The 17,077-nt window shown below is 57.2% G+C and carries 17 protein-coding genes; 6 read left to right on the forward strand and 11 right to left on the reverse strand.

Annotated elements, in window-relative coordinates; all coding sequences use genetic code 11:
• Position 1: 1 nt before the first annotated feature.
• Together potH and potI are read left to right on the forward strand one after the other, a co-directional pair.
• Positions 2 to 964: a putrescine ABC transporter permease PotH gene (gene potH / locus ACZ3HG_RS15755; RefSeq protein ID WP_118664369.1), complete on the forward strand. Its 963-nt coding sequence runs from the start codon at positions 2 to 4 to the stop codon at positions 962 to 964.
• Positions 961 to 1,806 carry a putrescine ABC transporter permease PotI gene (gene potI, locus ACZ3HG_RS15760; RefSeq protein WP_465333339.1) on the forward strand — a complete coding sequence of 282 codons (846 nt, stop codon included), beginning with the start codon at positions 961 to 963 and terminating at the stop codon, positions 1,804 to 1,806. The genes potH and potI overlap by 4 nt, the downstream gene beginning before the upstream one ends.
• Positions 1,807 to 1,974: 168 nt before the next feature.
• Here the strand turns inward: potI and ACZ3HG_RS15765 are convergent, their stop codons facing one another.
• Positions 1,975 to 3,078 carry an amidohydrolase gene (locus ACZ3HG_RS15765; RefSeq protein WP_191933324.1) on the reverse strand — a complete coding sequence of 368 codons (1,104 nt, stop codon included), beginning with the start codon at positions 3,076 to 3,078 and terminating at the stop codon, positions 1,975 to 1,977.
• Positions 3,079 to 3,847: 769 nt separating this feature from the next.
• Between ACZ3HG_RS15765 and ACZ3HG_RS15770 the strand changes: the two genes are divergently transcribed.
• Together ACZ3HG_RS15770 and rlmC are read left to right on the forward strand one after the other, a co-directional pair.
• The gene (locus ACZ3HG_RS15770) at positions 3,848 to 4,309 is read left to right on the forward strand and encodes a YbjO family protein (protein WP_191933323.1); all 462 of its coding nucleotides are present in this window, start codon (positions 3,848 to 3,850) and stop codon (positions 4,307 to 4,309) included.
• 55 nt (positions 4,310 to 4,364) lie between these two features.
• On the forward strand, positions 4,365 to 5,492 hold the full coding sequence (gene rlmC / locus ACZ3HG_RS15775; RefSeq protein WP_191933322.1) for a 23S rRNA (uracil(747)-C(5))-methyltransferase RlmC: 1,128 nt from the start codon (positions 4,365 to 4,367) through the stop codon (positions 5,490 to 5,492).
• A gap of 131 nt (positions 5,493 to 5,623) precedes the next feature.
• On the opposite strand, the gene ACZ3HG_RS15780 is transcribed toward rlmC, so the two are convergent.
• The 6 genes from ACZ3HG_RS15780 to ACZ3HG_RS15805 form a co-directional block, all read right to left on the reverse strand.
• Entirely contained in the window at positions 5,624 to 6,355 is a 732-nt protein-coding gene (locus tag ACZ3HG_RS15780; RefSeq protein WP_191933321.1) for an arginine ABC transporter substrate-binding protein, read from the reverse strand.
• A gap of 139 nt (positions 6,356 to 6,494) precedes the next feature.
• A complete protein-coding gene (gene artM, locus ACZ3HG_RS15785) occupies positions 6,495 to 7,163 on the reverse strand; it encodes an arginine ABC transporter permease ArtM (RefSeq protein ID WP_191933320.1) in 669 nt (222 codons plus the stop codon).
• Positions 7,163 to 7,879: an arginine ABC transporter permease ArtQ gene (artQ, locus tag ACZ3HG_RS15790; RefSeq protein ID WP_191933319.1), complete on the reverse strand. Its 717-nt coding sequence runs from the start codon at positions 7,877 to 7,879 to the stop codon at positions 7,163 to 7,165. Before artQ ends, artM begins: the two co-directional genes overlap by 1 nt.
• 3 nt (positions 7,880 to 7,882) lie before the next feature.
• The gene (artJ, locus tag ACZ3HG_RS15795) at positions 7,883 to 8,614 is read right to left on the reverse strand and encodes an arginine ABC transporter substrate-binding protein (RefSeq protein WP_191933318.1); all 732 of its coding nucleotides are present in this window, start codon (positions 8,612 to 8,614) and stop codon (positions 7,883 to 7,885) included.
• Between the two features lie 15 nt (positions 8,615 to 8,629).
• Complete coding sequence (gene artP / locus ACZ3HG_RS15800; RefSeq protein ID WP_191936440.1) at positions 8,630 to 9,358, reverse strand: arginine ABC transporter ATP-binding protein ArtP; 729 nt, start codon at positions 9,356 to 9,358, stop codon at positions 8,630 to 8,632.
• A 213-nt stretch (positions 9,359 to 9,571) separates the two neighbouring features.
• Positions 9,572 to 10,102: a lipoprotein gene (locus ACZ3HG_RS15805; RefSeq protein WP_191933316.1), complete on the reverse strand. Its 531-nt coding sequence runs from the start codon at positions 10,100 to 10,102 to the stop codon at positions 9,572 to 9,574.
• Between the two features lie 100 nt (positions 10,103 to 10,202).
• On the opposite strand from ACZ3HG_RS15805, the gene ACZ3HG_RS15810 reads away from it, so the two are divergent.
• Positions 10,203 to 10,526 carry a heavy metal-binding domain-containing protein gene (locus ACZ3HG_RS15810; protein ID WP_191933315.1) on the forward strand — a complete coding sequence of 108 codons (324 nt, stop codon included), beginning with the start codon at positions 10,203 to 10,205 and terminating at the stop codon, positions 10,524 to 10,526.
• Entirely contained in the window at positions 10,526 to 11,368 is an 843-nt protein-coding gene (locus ACZ3HG_RS15815; RefSeq protein ID WP_191933314.1) for an N-acetylmuramoyl-L-alanine amidase, read from the forward strand. The genes ACZ3HG_RS15810 and ACZ3HG_RS15815 overlap by 1 nt, the downstream gene beginning before the upstream one ends.
• Position 11,369: 1 nt before the next feature.
• On the opposite strand, the gene ltaE is transcribed toward ACZ3HG_RS15815, so the two are convergent.
• The 4 genes from ltaE to hcp form a co-directional block, all read right to left on the reverse strand.
• Positions 11,370 to 12,374, reverse strand: coding sequence for a low-specificity L-threonine aldolase (gene ltaE / locus ACZ3HG_RS15820; RefSeq protein ID WP_465333345.1), 1,005 nt, complete (start codon positions 12,372 to 12,374; stop codon positions 11,370 to 11,372).
• 65 nt (positions 12,375 to 12,439) lie between these two features.
• Positions 12,440 to 14,161 (reverse strand): ubiquinone-dependent pyruvate dehydrogenase, encoded by a 1,722-nt coding sequence (gene poxB, locus ACZ3HG_RS15825; protein ID WP_191933312.1) that lies wholly within the window; start codon positions 14,159 to 14,161, stop codon positions 12,440 to 12,442.
• A gap of 128 nt (positions 14,162 to 14,289) precedes the next feature.
• Positions 14,290 to 15,270: an NADH oxidoreductase gene (hcr, locus tag ACZ3HG_RS15830; RefSeq protein WP_465333347.1), complete on the reverse strand. Its 981-nt coding sequence runs from the start codon at positions 15,268 to 15,270 to the stop codon at positions 14,290 to 14,292.
• A 3-nt stretch (positions 15,271 to 15,273) separates the two neighbouring features.
• A complete protein-coding gene (gene hcp / locus ACZ3HG_RS15835) occupies positions 15,274 to 16,926 on the reverse strand; it encodes a hydroxylamine reductase (RefSeq protein WP_465333349.1) in 1,653 nt (550 codons plus the stop codon).
• Positions 16,927 to 17,077 lie beyond the last annotated feature (151 nt).

A 17,077-nucleotide genomic window follows, 5' to 3' on the forward strand; every position in this document is an offset into this window, starting at 1 on the left:
CATGAACCCATATTCTGAACGTAAGACCAAACCGCCTAGCGGCCAGCAAACCGGCTTTAAAGGGCTGCTGACGCGCCTGCAAACGGCACACGGACGTAAGCTGATCATCGGCCTGCCTTACCTCTGGCTGGCACTGCTGTTTCTACTGCCGTTTCTGATTGTTCTGAAGATCAGCTTTGCTGATATCGCCCGTGCCAGCCCGCCGTATACCGACCTGTTAAGTTGGGCCGACGGCCAGCTGACCATGGCGCTGAACTTCGGCAATTACCTGACGTTGACCGACGATCCGCTGTATATCCTCGCCTATCTGCACTCGCTGAAGGTGGCCGGGATTGCCACCATTGTCTGCCTGCTGATTGGTTATCCGCTGGCCTGGGCCGTAGCGCATGCATCGCCCTCAACGCGTAATATTCTTCTGTTGCTGGTGATCCTGCCCTCGTGGACCTCGTTCCTGGTGCGGGTGTACGCCTGGATGGGCATCCTCAATAATAACGGCTTACTGAACCGGTTCCTGATGTGGACGGGGATCACCGATCACCCACTCACCATTCTTTACACCGACCTTGCCGTTTATATCGGGATTGTGTACTGCTATCTGCCGTTTATGGTGCTGCCGATCTACACCGCCCTGACGCGGATTGATTACTCACTGGTGGAAGCGTCGCTCGATCTGGGTGCCCGCCCGCTAAAAACCTTCTGGAGTGTCATTGTGCCACTGACCAAAGGCGGGATTATTGCCGGATCGATGCTGGTGTTTATTCCGGCGGTGGGGGAGTACGTGATCCCTGAACTGCTGGGCGGCCCTGACAGTATTATGATCGGGCGCGTGGTGTGGATGGAGTTCTTTAATAACCACGACTGGCCGGTGGCTTCGGCGCTGGCGGTGATTATTCTGCTGATCCTGATCCTGCCCATTATCTGGTTCCATAAACATCAGAACAAAGAGATGGGGGAAAAAGCGTGAGTCAGTTACCGGTTATTCGCTCAAAATGGCGTACGGCCATTCTCGTGGTCTGTTTTGTGTTTCTTTACGCGCCGATGCTGCTGCTGGTGGTGTACTCCTTTAACTCATCTCAACTGGCGGCGTGGGAGAGCTTCTCCCTGCACTGGTATCACGTGCTGTTTAATGATGATGCGATGATCCGCGCCGTCACCCTCAGCCTCTCTCTGGCCGGGTTGTCGGCCACGGCGGCGGTGATCCTGGGAACGATTGCGGCCATGGTGATTGTGCGCTTCGGGCGCTTTAAGGGCTCCACCGGTTTTGCCTTTATCCTCACCGCGCCGCTGGTGATGCCGGATGTGATCACCGGGCTGTCACTACTGCTGCTGTTTGTGGCGATGAGCAATGCCTTTGGCTGGCCTGCAGAGCGTGGAATGCTGACCATCTGGCTGGCACATGTGACTTTCTGTACTGCCTACGTTGCGGTGGTGATCAATTCTCGCCTCCGCGAGCTGGATCGCTCCATCGAAGAAGCCGCGATGGATTTAGGGGCCACGCCGCTGAAGGTGTTCTTTGTCATCACCGTCCCGATGATCGCTCCGGCGATTGTCACCGGCTGGCTGCTGGCCTTTACCCTGTCGCTGGATGACCTGGTGATCTCCAACTTTGTGACCGGGCCGGGGGCTAATACCTTACCGATGCAGATTTTTGCCACTGTTCGCCGTGGGATAAATCCGGAGATCAACGCGCTGGCAACGCTGATCCTGCTGGTGGTCGGGATTGTCGGGTTTATTGCCTGGCGGCTGATGGCGGGGAAGGAGAAGCAGCGGATGAAGGATATTCAGCGGGCGCGCAGCGGGCATTAATGGCGGCAGTAAGCGGAGCGCGATAAAGGACTGCACCCCGTGCTGTGCATCTTCTCTGCAGGGGACGGCCTACACAAAAGGTTGCACCCTGCGGGGACGCTGTGATGGCTGACCTTTTGTTCTGGTCAGCCCGTTTTTCCCCTCAGCCAGGGGGTGCGGGAGGAGGGACTACCCCAGCACCTTCTTGACGCAGGCTTTAAAAATGTTTATCCCCACCGGCAGTGAATTCAGATCAAAGTGCATATCCGGATGATGCAGGCCGGGAAGTAATCCGGTGCCCAGCCCCCAGAATCCCGCTTTTACCGAGGGGCGCTCGACCGGATAGTGGAAGAAATCTTCACTGCCCGGCGTGGCACGGGGAGCCATCAGTGCCTCCTTACCCAGCACGTCAACAATCGCCCCGGCAATCAGCGCGCTCATCTCGTCATCAATTTCTGCTGCAGGCATCGCCTTAAGAACCTGCACTTCTGCCTGCGCACCATAGGCCGCCACGCTGTGCTCGATGGCACGTCGGACGCGGTCCTGCAGCACCAGCATATCCTCATTTTTTGCCGTCCGCAGATCGAACACCACCCGCGCTTCATCCGGGATGGAATTGGTCACGCCCGCATCGCAGAGGAAGCGTGTCGCTTTGACGCTCCACATGCTGTCCGCTGCCATATGGATGGCGTTGACCGCCTGTACCGCACTGACCCCGGCATCCAGGGCGTTGACGCCGAGATGCGGGCGGGCACCGTGCGCAGTCTGGCCGCGAATAATCGCCTCAACGGTGACGCAGGCCGAATAGTAAACGGCTGGGATCGCCGTGCCAACGGCACACTCCTGCGCCGGACGCACGTGGAAACCGAGGATCATATCCACATCATCGATCGCGCCGCCGGCAATCATCGCCAGTGCACCGGTACCCAGCTCTTCGGCCGGCTGGAAAATCAGTTTGAGACGGCCTTTTTTAATGGCCTGTTCGGCCATCAGCTCCTGTGCGGCCGTCAGGACAACGGAGGAGTGACCATCGTGGCCGCAGGTGTGGCGTGCGCAGGGGACGCCGTCAATGATATGCCCCAGTGCATCCATATCCGCGCGTAATGCCAGGGTCGGTCCCGGCACACCGCTGTCCAGTACCGCCACGATACCGGTAGTGGCATTAAAATTATCCTGTACGACGTATCCGGCGGCCCTGAGCTGCTGGCTGATGTAGGCCGAGGTTTTAAACTCCTGGAAACCCAGCTCCGGGATCTCATGAAGGTAGTGGTAATGTTCTAATACTTTTGACACGTTATTTCACTCCGTTCAGCTTGTGTTACGCAATGACTCTCATTACTCACATCGCCACTGAGGCATTCATCATGCGGGGCAATATCCGCAGCGGCCATTATGTCGTCGCTACGTCAGAGACGCCAGGCAGGTATTGCCTTAACTGTACCGGGATCCCATTAAAAAGAGGGAATCTTTACGCAGCGCCGCCGCAACACCCGGGAAGGGATTATTCATCATCCTAAGCTGAGATTTATTTTGCGACAGGCGTCAGGCTGCTTAGCGCTATTGTGCAAACCCTCACCGGAAAAATACATCTGGCTGACAACCCTTAGCGGCAGGCCGATGAGCCGGTTGCGTGCTCTTCAGCGGATGCGCTAATTTTATTTGCAGGCACAGCGATTAACTTCCTCACGGCTATCAACAATCAGGCAAAATAGCCTGCGGGTGCTTTTCGCTCCCGGCAGTGGAATTATTCTGTTACCCAGGCTAAAAATAAGGGGGGTGACTGCCGATAAACAGTGATCTGCCGGATGAGTACGGCAGATATCATGCCAGGATGTATTAAAGAAATTAATCTTTAAGATAACAAGTCGTGTCGTCGGTTAATCTGGCGAACGTCATCCCGTTATCAGGCTATTATTTATTGGCACAGTGAATTTAAAAGACACTTTTTTCTCTTTCTAGTGGGAATATTCTGGTGAGCGCAATTGTAAAACACCAAAACGGGTCAGCTGTTCGCCTTCAGGGCATACCTCCGGCAGAGCGGGAGAGAAAAAAGTCAGCACTGTTGAGAGAGGATAAGATCCTGTTGCGCGATGCGGGGCCTGTCCCGGTCCCGGTGTGGATTGCCGGTATTGCCATTATTGCCACCCGCTGTCTGGGCGTGATGCTGCTGTTCAACGAGCTGGGATTTCTGGAACTGATGAATTTTATTCACCGCAGCGCACAGGCCTGGGATTCCACGCTGATTTTTATTGCCAGCCAGCTGATTTTTTTTATTGAACTGCGCTGTGCGATAGCGCTGATGCGCGGGCGTAGCTGGGGACGCTGGGGATTTTTGCTGGCGCAGCTGGTGGTGGTAGTTTATATGTTTATTGCGTCGATGGGCTGGATCTATCCGGAGATATTCAGTATCAATCGGGACAGTGGCCGCCAGGTCATTCAGTCTCTGCTGGGGCAGAAACTTCCTGATATGCTGATCCTGCTGCTGCTGTTCGTGCCGCAGAGCAGCCGGCAGTTTTATCGGTAACCCCTCGCTGCTATACTGTCTTCCTGCATTTCGCTTCCCTTATCAGGCTTTCATCATGTATTGCGCGCTTTACGACGCCGGCCGCTGCCGCTCCTGCCAGTGGCTGGAGACGCCTTATCCCCGGCAACTTGCCCAAAAACAGTCCCACCTGCAGCAGCTTCTGCAAGCCCATCCGGTCGGGCAGTGGCTGCCTCCGGCGGTGTCGGCGCAGCAAAAATTTCGCAATAAAGCCAAAATGGTGGTCAGCGGCAGCGTGGAACGTCCGCTGCTGGGTATGCTGCACCGCGATGGTACGCCAGTGGATCTGGCCGACTGCCCGCTTTATCCCGACAGCTTTGCCAGCGTATTTGCTGAACTGCGTCCGTTTATTGCCCGCGCCGGATTAACGCCTTACAACGTGGCGCGCCGGCGCGGTGAACTGAAATTTATCCTGCTAACGGAAAGTCATCATACCGGCCAGCTGATGTTGCGCTTTGTACTGCGATCGACCGCTAAGCTGGCACAGCTGCGCGCTGCGCTGCCTGAACTGCAGCGTGCGCTGCCGCAGCTGGTGGCGATCTCTGCCAATATACAGCCTGTGGCTATGGCTATCCTTGAGGGGGAGGAGGAGATCCCGCTGACTGAAAACCAGGTGCTGGCCGAGCAGCTCAACGATGTTCCGTTGTCGATCCTGCCCAAGAGCTTCTTCCAGACCAACCCGGAAGTGGCTGCTGCGCTGTACGCGACGGCCCGTGAGTGGGTCGGCGCACTGCAGGTGAGTACGATGTGGGATCTGTTCTGCGGCGTCGGTGGTTTTGGCCTGCACTGTGCCACGCCTGAAATGACGCTAACCGGCATTGAGATAAGTCAGGAGGCGATCGCCTGTGCCCGGCGTTCTGCCGCGCAGATGGGACTGGAAAAAGTCAGCTTTGCGGCGCTGGACTCGACCGCTTTTGCCACCGGAGAGGGCAGCGTGCCCGGTCTGGTGCTGGTCAATCCTCCGCGTCGGGGAATGGGGGCGGAGCTGTGTGACTATCTGGATAAGATGGCGCCGCCGTGGATACTTTACTCCAGCTGCAACGCAGAGACGATGGCTACGGATATAGGCCGTCTGCCGGCTTACCGTATTGTCAGGGTGCAGATGTTCGATATGTTTCCACACACCGCGCATTACGAGGTGCTGACGCTGTTACAGCGGGTGTAAACGGCTTAGGGGCAGTGCGACCAGAAAAATTTTCATTACCGCAGATGAAAAACCCTGACAGAGTTAGACCGGTGCAACCGGGCGACCTCTGCCAGGAAGGGCTGGCCTGCTACTGCGGCCAGCTCGTCCGATTATTCAGGGAACCACTGCTTATTAAGTTTCTCCACCGTCCCGTCGGCTTTCAGCGCGTCCAGAGCGGTGTTCAGCTTATTCAGTAACGCCTCGTTATCCTTACGCACGGCAATGCCGAGACCCGTACCAAAGTAGCTGCTGTCAGTGATGTGTTCCCCGACGGAGCTGAGGTCAGGGTTGGTCTTCAGCCAGGCACCGACGACGGCTGTATCGCCGAGGATACCATCCAGACGGTTATTTTTCAGATCGAGGATGGCGTTCTGATAGCTGTCATAAGCCACCGCCGTGATCTCAGGATGCTTATCCTGCAGATATTTTTGGTGTGTCGTGCCGTTTTCCATCCCGACGCGTTTTCCTTTCAGCTCCTCAAGGCTGGTGAAACGGCCCTTTTTGGCAATAATTATCGCTGAGTTGGCGTAATACGGCTGCGTAAAGCTGACCTGCTTACTGCGCTCTTCGGTGATGTCCATTCCGGAGATCACGGCATCATAGCGGCGGAACTTCAGCGCGGGAACCAGGCTGTCAAAAGGGTTATTGGTGAAGCTGCACTCCGCCTGCATCTGCTTACACAGCGCGTTGGCCAGGTCGATATCAAAGCCGACAATCTGGTTATCGCTGTTCAGGGATTCAAAAGGAGGATAGGTCGCGGAGGAGGCGAAACGGATCTTCTCTGCGGCCTGGGTTCCAAAGGCAACGCTGGCGAGCAGGGCTGCCAGAACGAGTTTTTTCATCGGTTTATTCCTTGCGGTCTCATTGTCCAGACCAGTATCCATGACAAACAGGCCGGTCTATCGGCTGATTAAAGGGCTGTGAGGGCTTTTTTCTGCGTTGCAGGTGAGACTGCGCCTCACCTGTCTGTATTCGCCCGTTTCAGTTACGCCGTTCAAACGCCAGGGCGTGGCGCTCAATCAGACGCATCATCAGGGTCAGCAGCCCGTTGACGCACAGGTAAATCACTCCGGCTGCGGCGAATACCCCAATGTCATACGTACGGCCATACAGCAACTGGCCGTGCCCCATCACCTCCATCAGCGTGATGGTGTAGGCCAGCGATGTACTTTTAAACACCAGCACCACTTCGTTGGAATAGGAAGAGAGTGCGCGTTTAAAGGCGTAAGGCAGCAAAATACGCAGCTGATCGCGGTGATTCATGCCTAATGCCGCACAGGACTGCCATTGCCCGGCGGGAATGGCACGCACGGCACCGTGAAAGAGCAGCGTGGTATAAGCCGCGCTGTTCAGGGACAGCGCCAGTAGCGCACAGAGCCAGGGTTCAGAAAGCAGGGCCCATAGCCAGTGTATATTCTGGATCGCCGGGAACTGCCCCGGGCCGTAATAGATCAGGAAGATCTGCACCAGCAGTGGCGTTCCGGTAAACAGGGTGATATAGCCCCGCGTCACCAGGTTCAGCACCGGCACTTTCAGCGCCAGGATCACAGTAAACAGCAGTGCCAGAACCAGCGCCAGCAGCAGGGACGTCACCGTCAGCAGCAGGCTGGTATTCAGTCCTTTCAGGAGCTCGGGGAAATAACTCAGCATCAGCAGTCTCCCCGTTCAAAGCGGGTGGTTCGCCGCTCAATCCGCTTCAGGACTGCCTGGCTGACCAGGGTGATCAGCAAATAAATCCCGGCCGCAATCACGTACCAGGTAAACGGCTCCTGGGTACGGGTGGCGATACTTTTTGTCTGTAACATAATATCGTTCACGCTAATCAGCGACACCAGCGCGGTATCTTTCAGCAACACCAGCCACTGGTTGCCCAGACCCGGCAGCGCGTGGCGCCACATCTGCGGCATAATCAGCCGGAAGAAGATGGCGGTTTTTTTCATACCCAGAGCCTGCCCGGACTCCCACTGGCCTGACGGTACGGCCTTCAGCGCGCCGCGCAGGGTTTGTGAAGCATAGGAGGCGTAGAGCACGGCCAGCGCGATCACACCACACAGGAACGGGCTGACGTCAAAATTCTCAATGGCGACCTGGATCGGGATCTGCACGATACCCAGATTGACGGTAAAGCCATCTGAGAGTGTGAGCAGCAGCTGCGAAGCGCCAAAGTAGACAAACAGCACCACGAGAATTTCCGGCAGGCCGCGAAACAGCGTGACCAGTCCGGTGCCGAGCCAGGCGAGCGGACGCCAGCGCGCTGACTCCCAGACAGCGAAAACCATCGCCAGGACTAACCCGGCGACCAGTGCACAAACGGCCAGGCCGACGGTCATTCCGGCGGCGCTGGCAAGCGTATAAAGTTCGTTCATTAATTACTGCGCAAACCACTTGCTGTAGATTGTTTTATAGGTGCCGTTGGCTTTCACCTTATCCAGCGCCGCGTTGAATTTACCCTGCAGTTCGGTATTGCCCTGACGGATCGCAATGCCCAGACCGGTGCCAAAGTAGGCTTTATCCGTCACTTTATCACCCATCGGGGCGAGGTTCGGGTTCTGCTTCAGCCATTCGTTTACCACGGCGGTATCGCCGAATACGGCATCGATACGACCATTTTTCAGGTCAAGGATCGCATTCTGATAGCTGTCGTAAGGGACAACCTTAATGTCTTTCAACTTCTCGTTGAGGTATTTCTGGTGCGTGGTGCCGTTCTGCACGCCGACACGTTTGCCTTTCAGGGCATCGACGCTGGCCACTTTATCTTTCTGCGTGATAAACAGGGCGGAGTTTTCGTAATACGGTTGGGTAAACAGCACCTGCTTTTCGCGCTCAGGCGTGATGTCCATCCCTGCCATTACCGCATCGAAACGCCGGAATTTCAGGCTGGGGATCAGGCTGTCAAACGCCTGGTTAGTGAAAGTACACTCAGCACCGATCTCGCGGCACAGCGCGTTGGCCAGATCGACGTCGAAGCCCTGGATCTTATTATCTGAATCCACGAACTCAAAAGGAGGGTATGACGCCTCGGTGGCAAAACGAAGGGTCTGGGTCGCGCTGGCGCTCAGGCTGAAGCCGGCTAACAGCGCGGCAATGACAATTTTTTTCATCGTTATGTCCTGCAATTAATGCGATAGATAGTGGGCAAACGCCTCGGTTTGCGGCTGTGTAAAGCGGCTGGCATCGCCCTGTTCGACGATGTACCCGTTCTCCATATACACCACGCGGCTGGCCGTCTTACGCGCCACCTCAACTTCATGGGTGACAATTACCTGCGTAATTTGGGTCTGTGCCAGTTCCCGAATAATGCTAACGATCTGGGCGGTGATTTCAGGGTCCAGCGCCGCAGTCGGTTCGTCGAACAGCAGCACGGCCGGTTCCATCATCAGCGCACGGGCAATTGCCACGCGCTGTTGCTGACCGCCAGAGAGGTGAAGCGGATAGCGGTCAGCAAAAGCGGTAAGGCGCAGGCGCTCGAGCAGCCTGGCCGCACGATCATGGGCCTGTGCCTTGCTGAGACCCAGCACGCGGCAGGGTGCTTCGATCAGATTCTGAACGACGGTCAGGTGAGGCCAGAGATTGTATTGCTGAAAGACCATTCCCACGTTCTGACGTAGTTCGCGTATGGCGGCGTCGCCCGGCGGGCGGGTGAAGTCAAAGCGATTACCGGCGATCTCCAGCGTACCGGAACGCGGCATCTCCAGCAGGTTTAACACGCGCAGGAGTGAGCTCTTCCCGGCACCACTCGGGCCCAGAAGAACCAGCGTCTCACCCTGAGGGCAAGCCAGCTGAATGTCGAACAGTGCCTGGTGGGCACCGTAATAGCAGTTTATACCGTTTAGTTGAATACTCATGCGCAAAAAGTGAATAGCAATTGATGCCGCGAATCTTAACGTCGACAGCATAGTTATGCAATCATTGTGCGTTAAAATTTATTTATGCGGGCAGGGTGATTGAATAGTAGCACAACATAGCGTGATGTAACGGTTTTGGCTTCGTTGTATCGATACTGTTATGCAAATGTGTGCGCAAGATCGTGCCGCTGACGGGCGGCACGCACAAAGTGCTTATTTTTGCAGCAGCTGACCCAGCGATCCCCCGGGCAGATGGGGATTATTACCGAGATAACGCACATCGTTGACCGTCCAGCAGGTCCCTTCACGGACCATATGAACTTCATCCTGCCAGCGGACATCGCCACGCTGCAGGGTCACGCGCAGAGGGATATTGCGTGCGTCGGTATTCGGAATGGTCGAGGCATCCGCCACGCTGGCTTCCGTCGCCCCCTGGCTCTGGCTGGAGAAGATATCCCCCGTCAGCTGTGCGTTTTTATTCGGTTCACTCTGCGCTTTAATCAGCGACTGATAGAGTTTGTTACTGAGCAGAGGCCGGTATTTCGCCAGCAGTTGTGCATCCGGTACGCCCTGAGAGGGCTGCTGATCGCGCAGATCGTAGAACTGTTGCGCTACGCTGTCCGGGCCGCCGCTGGCACAGGGCCCTACCCGGGTACCAATATCCTTGTAAGCGGGTTCAACGGTAGTACAGGCACTCAGCAACAGTGCCAGGGGTACCACGACAGCAAAGGGCTGGTATTTCATTTTGATTTCCTTATTGTTATCAGCGGGTGTGCTTTATCATTAAGTATAGCCGCTCAGTTTAGTGATAAGAACGAAGCGTACATGACACATGGAGAGCTGTATGAAATTTTCGACTACCCCGACGCTGGAAGGCCAGCCCATTACTGAATATTGCGGCGTTGTGACCGGAGAAGCCATCCTCGGTGCCAATATTTTTCGCGACTTTTTTGCCGGCATCCGCGATATCGTCGGCGGCCGGTCCGGGGCGTATGAGAAAGAGCTGCGTAAAGCCCGTGAGATTGCTTTTTCTGAACTGGAAGCGCAGGCCAAAGCCCTCGGGGCGGATGCGGTAGTGGGTATCGACATCGATTATGAAACGGTAGGGAAAGACAGCAGCATGCTGATGGTGAGCGTCAGCGGTACTGCCGTTAAACTGCGTCACTGATGCGTCCGGTTGCTGTTATCCGGCCGCTGCTGGTGCTGCTGGCTGTCTTTATTTATACCTCGATTACGCCAAAAGGGCTGCTGCCGCAACAGGGGTATACCGTGGATACGCGGCAGGAAGCCTGGGGCGCACGGCCGCGCGTGAAAGTGCTGGTTATCCACTACACCGCCGGGGATTTTCCGCGTTCGCTCAATACGCTCACCGATCGCAGCGTCAGTGCCCACTATCTCCTGCCGGCAAAACCGCCGAAATATGACGGTCAGCCGCTGGTGTGGCGTCTGGTGCCGGAGTCCATGCTGGCGTGGCACGCCGGAGAGAGTTACTGGCGCGGGGCCACCCGGCTGAATGACACCTCAATCGGCATTGAACTGGAGAATCAGGGCTGGCATCGCGAAGGCCGCACGATCGTCTGGCAGCCTTTCCCGCAGTCGCAGATGGATGCGCTGCTTCCGCTAATGCGCGATATTATCAGGCGTTACGGTATTCTGCCGCAGGACGTGGTTGCGCACAGCGATATTGCTCCGATGCGCAAACAGGATCCCGGGCCGAAATTTCCCTGGGAAGCGTTTGCCCGTCAGGGGATTGGTGCCTGGCCGGATGCTGCGCGGGTGAACTTCTGGCTGGCTGGACGGCCACCGGCGCAGCGGGTGGATAAGGCCCGCCTGTTGAGCCTGCTGTCCAGCTACGGTTACGAGGTAACGCCGCAGATGAAACCGTATCAGCAGCAGGCGCTGATCGCGGCGTTTCAGATGCACTTTCGTCCTGCCGACTACAGCGGCATTGCCGATGCCGAAACTGAAGCGATCGCCGCCGCGCTGGTGGAAAAATACGGTGCCGGATAGTTTACGACGAGGCTAAAAATGCCTGCCACTGGCTGACCAGCTGCTCCAGGGCAGGGCGGTCAGTGTCCAGATGCGTCACCAGCCGCGTCACCGGACCGGGGCTGACAAGAATACCGTGTTCCCGCATCCAGGGGCCCAGCGTGGCAACCTGTGCCTCTGGCAGGCGCAGGAACACCATGTTGGTATCCTGGCGGGTAACGTCAACCCCAATATCCCGCAGCGCAGCCGCCAGCCAGGCGGCATTATCATGGTCATCTTTTAAGCGCGCAACGTGATGTTCCAGGGCATACAGCCCCGCAGCCGCCAGTATTCCCGCCTGGCGCATTCCGCCCCCAGTCATCTTACGCCAGCGTCGGGCCCGCAGAATAAAGGCCTCACTGCCGCACAGCATGGCTCCAACCGGAGCACCCAGCCCTTTCGACAGGCAGATCGTCAGCGTATCACCATAGCGGGCGAGGGCCTCCAGCGGTACGTCCAGCGCGACGGCCGCGTTGAAAATGCGCGCACCGTCAATATGTAGCGCCAGATGACGTTCACGGGTAAACGCCCATGCCTGCTGTAAATACGCCAGCGGCAGAACCTTGCCGTTATGCGTATTTTCCAGGCTTAACAGGCGGGTGATGGCGAAATGTATATCATCCGGCTTGATAAACTGTGCCACAACGTCCAGCGGTAGCGTGCCGTCAGCGGCCGCGAGGATCGGCTGAGGCTGAATCCCCCCCAGCACCGCAGCGCCACCTGCTTCGTATTTGTAGTTATGTGCCAGCTGGCCGACGATATATTCCTCGCCGCGCTGACAGTGGCAGAGCAGGGCGACCAGGTTGGCCTGGGTTGCACTGGGAAGAAACAGGGCGGCGGGTTTACCGCTCAGGCGGGCAACTTCCGCTTCCAGTTTGTTGACTGTGGGGTCGTCGCCGTAAACATCGTCTCCGGTTTCGGCTGACATCATCGCACTCAGCATGGCCTGAGTGGGGCGTGTCACGGTATCACTACGCAGGTCAATCACGCTTGTTCTCCTGTCAACGGTAAAACGGACGCCGCAGCGTCCGTCAAAAAGAGCCTTTCACTCTTTTACCGTAGCCAGTTGGTTTTAGCCAGATCAACCAGTTCATCACCGCGCCCGTTAATGATGGCGCGCATCATGTACAGGCTGAAGCCTTTGGCCTGTTCCAGTTTGATCTGCGGCGGCATGGCCAGCTCCTCCTTGGCGGTGACCACGTCTACCAGCACCGGACCGTCGTGCGCCAGGGCCTCCTGCAGCGCCTCATCCAGCTGGGATGCCTGCTCAACGCGGATGCCTTTCACCCCACAGGCGTTGGCAATGGCGGCGAAGTTGGGATTTTCCAGGTCGGTGCCATCGGTCAGATAACCGCCGGATTTCATCTCCATGGCCACAAAGCCCAGCACGCTGTTGTTGAACACTACGATTTTCACCGGCAGTTTTAACTGCGCCAGCGAGAGGAAGTCACCCATCAGCATGCTGAAGCCACCGTCCCCGCACAGGGCAATCACCTGGCGGTTGGGATCGATCGCCTGGGCACCAATCGCCTGCGGCATAGCATTGGCCATCGAGCCGTGGCTGAAGGAGCCGAGCAGGCGGCGCTTGCCGTTCATTTTCAGATAGCGGGCGGCCCACACGGTTGGGGTGCCGACATCACAGGTGAAGATCGCATCCTCGCTGGCGTAGCGGCTGATCTGCTGCGCCAGGTACTGCGGATGAATAGGCTGCTTGTCGTTGGCCGTGGCCAGGTCGTCGAGCTCTTTCCGCGCTTTGGCATAGTGCGCCAGCGCCTTGTCCAGAAAGCCGCGCTCCGTCTTAACCGTCAGCTGCGGCAGCAGGGCACTGAGCGTCGATTTAATATCCCCGACCAGTGCCATATCCAGATGACAGTGGCTGCCCAGGCTGCCTGGGTTGATATCAATCTGAATGATTTTTGCATCGGCCGGATAAAACGCACGATAAGGGAACTGGCTGCCCAGCACCAGCAGCGTATCGGCATTCATCATGGCGTGGTAACCGGAGGAGAAGCCGATCAGCCCGGTCATGCCCACATCGTAAGGGTTATCATATTCGATGTGCTCTTTACCGCGCAGGGCATGAACGATGGGGGCCTTCAGGGTTTCTGCCAGCGCCACGACCTCACTGTGGGCGCCGGCACAGCCACTGCCGCACAGCAGGGTAATATTGCCTGACGCATTGAGAACCGACGCCAGCTTAGTCAGTTCGTCACTGACCGGCTGCACCTGCGGCAGATGAGGGGGGTACCAGTCCGCCGTCGCTCCTTCCGGGGCCAGCTGGAGGGCAATATCTCCCGGCAACACCACCACAGAAACGCCTTTGTTCAGGATCGCTTTGCGCATGGCAATGCCGAGCACCTGCGGCAGCTGCTCGGGGTTGGAAACCAGTTCGCAGTAGTGACTGCACTCGCGGAACAGCTCCTGAGGATGGGTTTCCTGGAAGTAATTACTGCCGATCTCTGCCGAAGGAATATGGGCGGCGATGGCCAGTACCGGCACGTGGTTACGGTGGCAGTCGAACAGGCCGTTAATCAGATGCAGATTACCGGGGCCACAGGAGCCGGCACATACCGCCAGCTCGCCGGTGAGGTGCGCCTCAGCACCCGCCGCAAAGGCGGCGACCTCTTCATGGCGGGTTGGCATCCAGCGGATGGTGTCCATGCGGTTGAGACTGTCGCTCAGGCCGTTGAGCGAGTCACCAGTAACCCCCCAGATACGTTTTACGCCTGCACTTTCCAGTGTTTTCGCTACCAGGGCGGCAACAGTTTGCTTCATGCTTCTCTCCTCAGTGGTGGGGATGTCCTTTAACAGAAAGGTCAAATTGGCTGAGACAAGCTTAGTTTAGGATGCAGAAAACGGGGTAATCCCGTGTGAAACCGTTTGTTTCACACGGCAGCAGGACATCAGGCGAGGACAATATCACTGCGAGGGTAACAGCTGCAGGCCAGTACATAGCCTGCGTCAATTTCACTGTCACTCAGGGTCTGCACGCTGGTGGTGCGGTAGTCTCCTTCGGCAACGCGGATTTTACAGCAGCCACAGACGCCCGAACGGCAGGCCGCTGCCACTGGCTGTTTATGCTGCTCCATTGCCGCCAGCAGCGACCACCCGGCGGGGAAAGCGCCCCCCTGCATCATCGCCGGGCTGCGCAGGGTGAACTGAGCCGATCCCACAGGCGCTTCGCTCACCGGCGTAAACTGTTCGGTCAGGATTTTTTTTGCCCCCAGCGCCTGCGCATCCTGCGCGAGTGCATTCATATATGCCTGCGGACCGCAGATCATCACCGTACGTCGGGCAATATCGGGTACCAGTGCCGCCAGGCGGCCACGGTCAAGTCGGCCGGGCAACATCTCTGCCGTGGCGGCATTTTCTGCACACAGGGTCAGGGTCAGCCACGGCCGCATGGCACTGAGTTCCCGGGCAAAAATCACATCCTGTGGCGAACGGACGCTGTAAATCAGCTGTACGCTGCAGCCGGGGCGTTGCGCCTGCAGCCAGCGGCACATCGACATCACCGGCGTGATGCCGCAGCCCGCAGCGAGAAACAGGTAGTGGCTGGCGGGGTGGCGCTGACAGCTGAAATCTCCCTGTGGATCGGACAGCCAGATATCATTGCCCGGGCGCACCTGCCGGGTCAGCCAGTCCGACCCTTTTCCCTTTTCAATGCGCCGTACCGTCAGCGTGATTAATGCGCTTTGTCCGGGGGTGGATGACAGCGTATAGGCGCGCATTTCATCGCTGTTGCCGATTTTGACCAGTGCAAACTGACCCGCCTGCCAGCGATAAAAATCGTGATTAATTAACGCCAGTGTCCAGACGTCCGGCGTTTCCTGTTGCACATGATGCACCTGCATACGCCAGGAGCAGAGAATCGGTGATTTCATTCGTTACTCCGCGTTGCCAAGGATGTCAGCCAGATCGTTTTCCACACTGCTGACCGGGATCATGCCGAACTCTTTCTGCAGCAGCGCCATCAGATTGTCGGTGAGGAACGCGGGTGCTGTTGGGCCGGTACGGATATTTTTTACCCCAAGAGAGAGCAGCGTGAGCAGTACCACGATAGCTTTCTGCTCAAACCAGGACAGCAGCAGTGATAACGGCAGGTCGTTCACGTCGCAGTTCAGTTTCTCCGCCAGTTTTACCGCCAGCATAATGGCCGCATAACTGTCGTTACACTGGCCAACGTCCAGCAGGCGGGGCAGCCCCTCAATTTGGCCAAAATCGAGTTTGTTAAAGCGGTATTTCCCGCAGGCCAGCGTCAGGATCAGACAGTCATCGGGGATCGCCAGCGCCATATCGGTGTAATAGCTGCGCTGGTCGCGGCTGCCATCGCAGCCGCCCACCAGAAACACATGGCGCAGCTTTTTCCGGCTGACCAGGTCAATGACGCTGTCGCAGGCCTCCATCAGCACTTTACGGCCGAAACCGACGGTGATTTCATGGGGGATTTCACTCCACGGGAACCCCGGCATGGATTCCGCCTGGTCAATCACCGCCGAGAAATCATCCTCCTCCAGGTGGTTTACGCCGGGCCAGCCGACAATACTGCGCGTCCAGATACGATGCTGATAATCGCCCACCAGCGGATCGATAATACAGTTGGAGGTCATCACTATGGGGCCAGGGAAACGGGCAAATTCCGTTTGCTGGTTCTGCCAGCCGCTACCGTAATTGCCTGCCAGATGCGGATATTTTTTTAACGCGGGATAACCGTGTGCCGGAAGCATTTCGCCGTGAGTGAAAATGTTAATCCCGCGGCCAGCGGTCTGCTCCAGCAGGATCTGCAGATCTTTCAGGTCGTGGCCGGAAATCAGAATGGCTTTACCGGCCACCGGCCGGACGTTGACGTTGACGGGCTGCGGATCGCCATAGGCGGTGGTTTGCGCTTCATCAAGCATGCCCATGATGGTGAAGTTCATTTTGCCAATCTGCATGGCGCAACTGACCAGATCAGCCATCTCTGATGGCTGCGTTCCCAGCCAGGCCATAATCTGATGATATTCAGCGTAGATACCCGTGTCGAAGCGACCGTGGACGTGGGCATGCTCCATATACGCTGCGGCCCCTTTCAGCCCGTAGAGGCAGAGCAGGCGCAGCCCGAGAATGTCGGCGCTGACGCCGGCAGCATTCAACGCAAACTGCGCGGCCTGCTGCTGCAATCCAGCTGGTTCGCGGCTGGTCATAGAAAGTGAGGCCAGCGGATGGTCCAGTACCAGGCTGCCGCCCGCGTCTACGCAGCGCAGCTGCAGGCGATCGCGAAGCGCAATGGCCTCAACCGCATAATCTACAATACGCAGTGAATCAAAGTTGACGTTCGTCAGCGTGGAGAAAAACGCGCGTGGGGCAAAGCTGTCCACTTCATGGTCGATAATCCCCAGACTGCGTGCCTGCAGCGCCCAGGCTGACAGCCCCTGAAGGACTGCGACCAGCAGGTCCTGTAAATCAGAGGTCTCCGCTGTTTTACCGCACATCCCCTGCGCGTAGGCACAGCCGTCACCGGCCGGTGTACGCATAGTTTGCTCACATTGAATACAGAACATGATCTCACCTTTTATAAGATGTATTTAATATACATCTTATGTAAGAGATCCCGGCGACGGATACAAGGGGCTCGTGCCGTTAACCCACCTGGGTTTGATCTGGCGCAAAGGGGACGGCCTAAAAAACGATTTTTCCCCGCAGCTTGACCGA

Source organism: Erwinia sp. PME.40.26/001 (genome assembly GCF_055556675.1).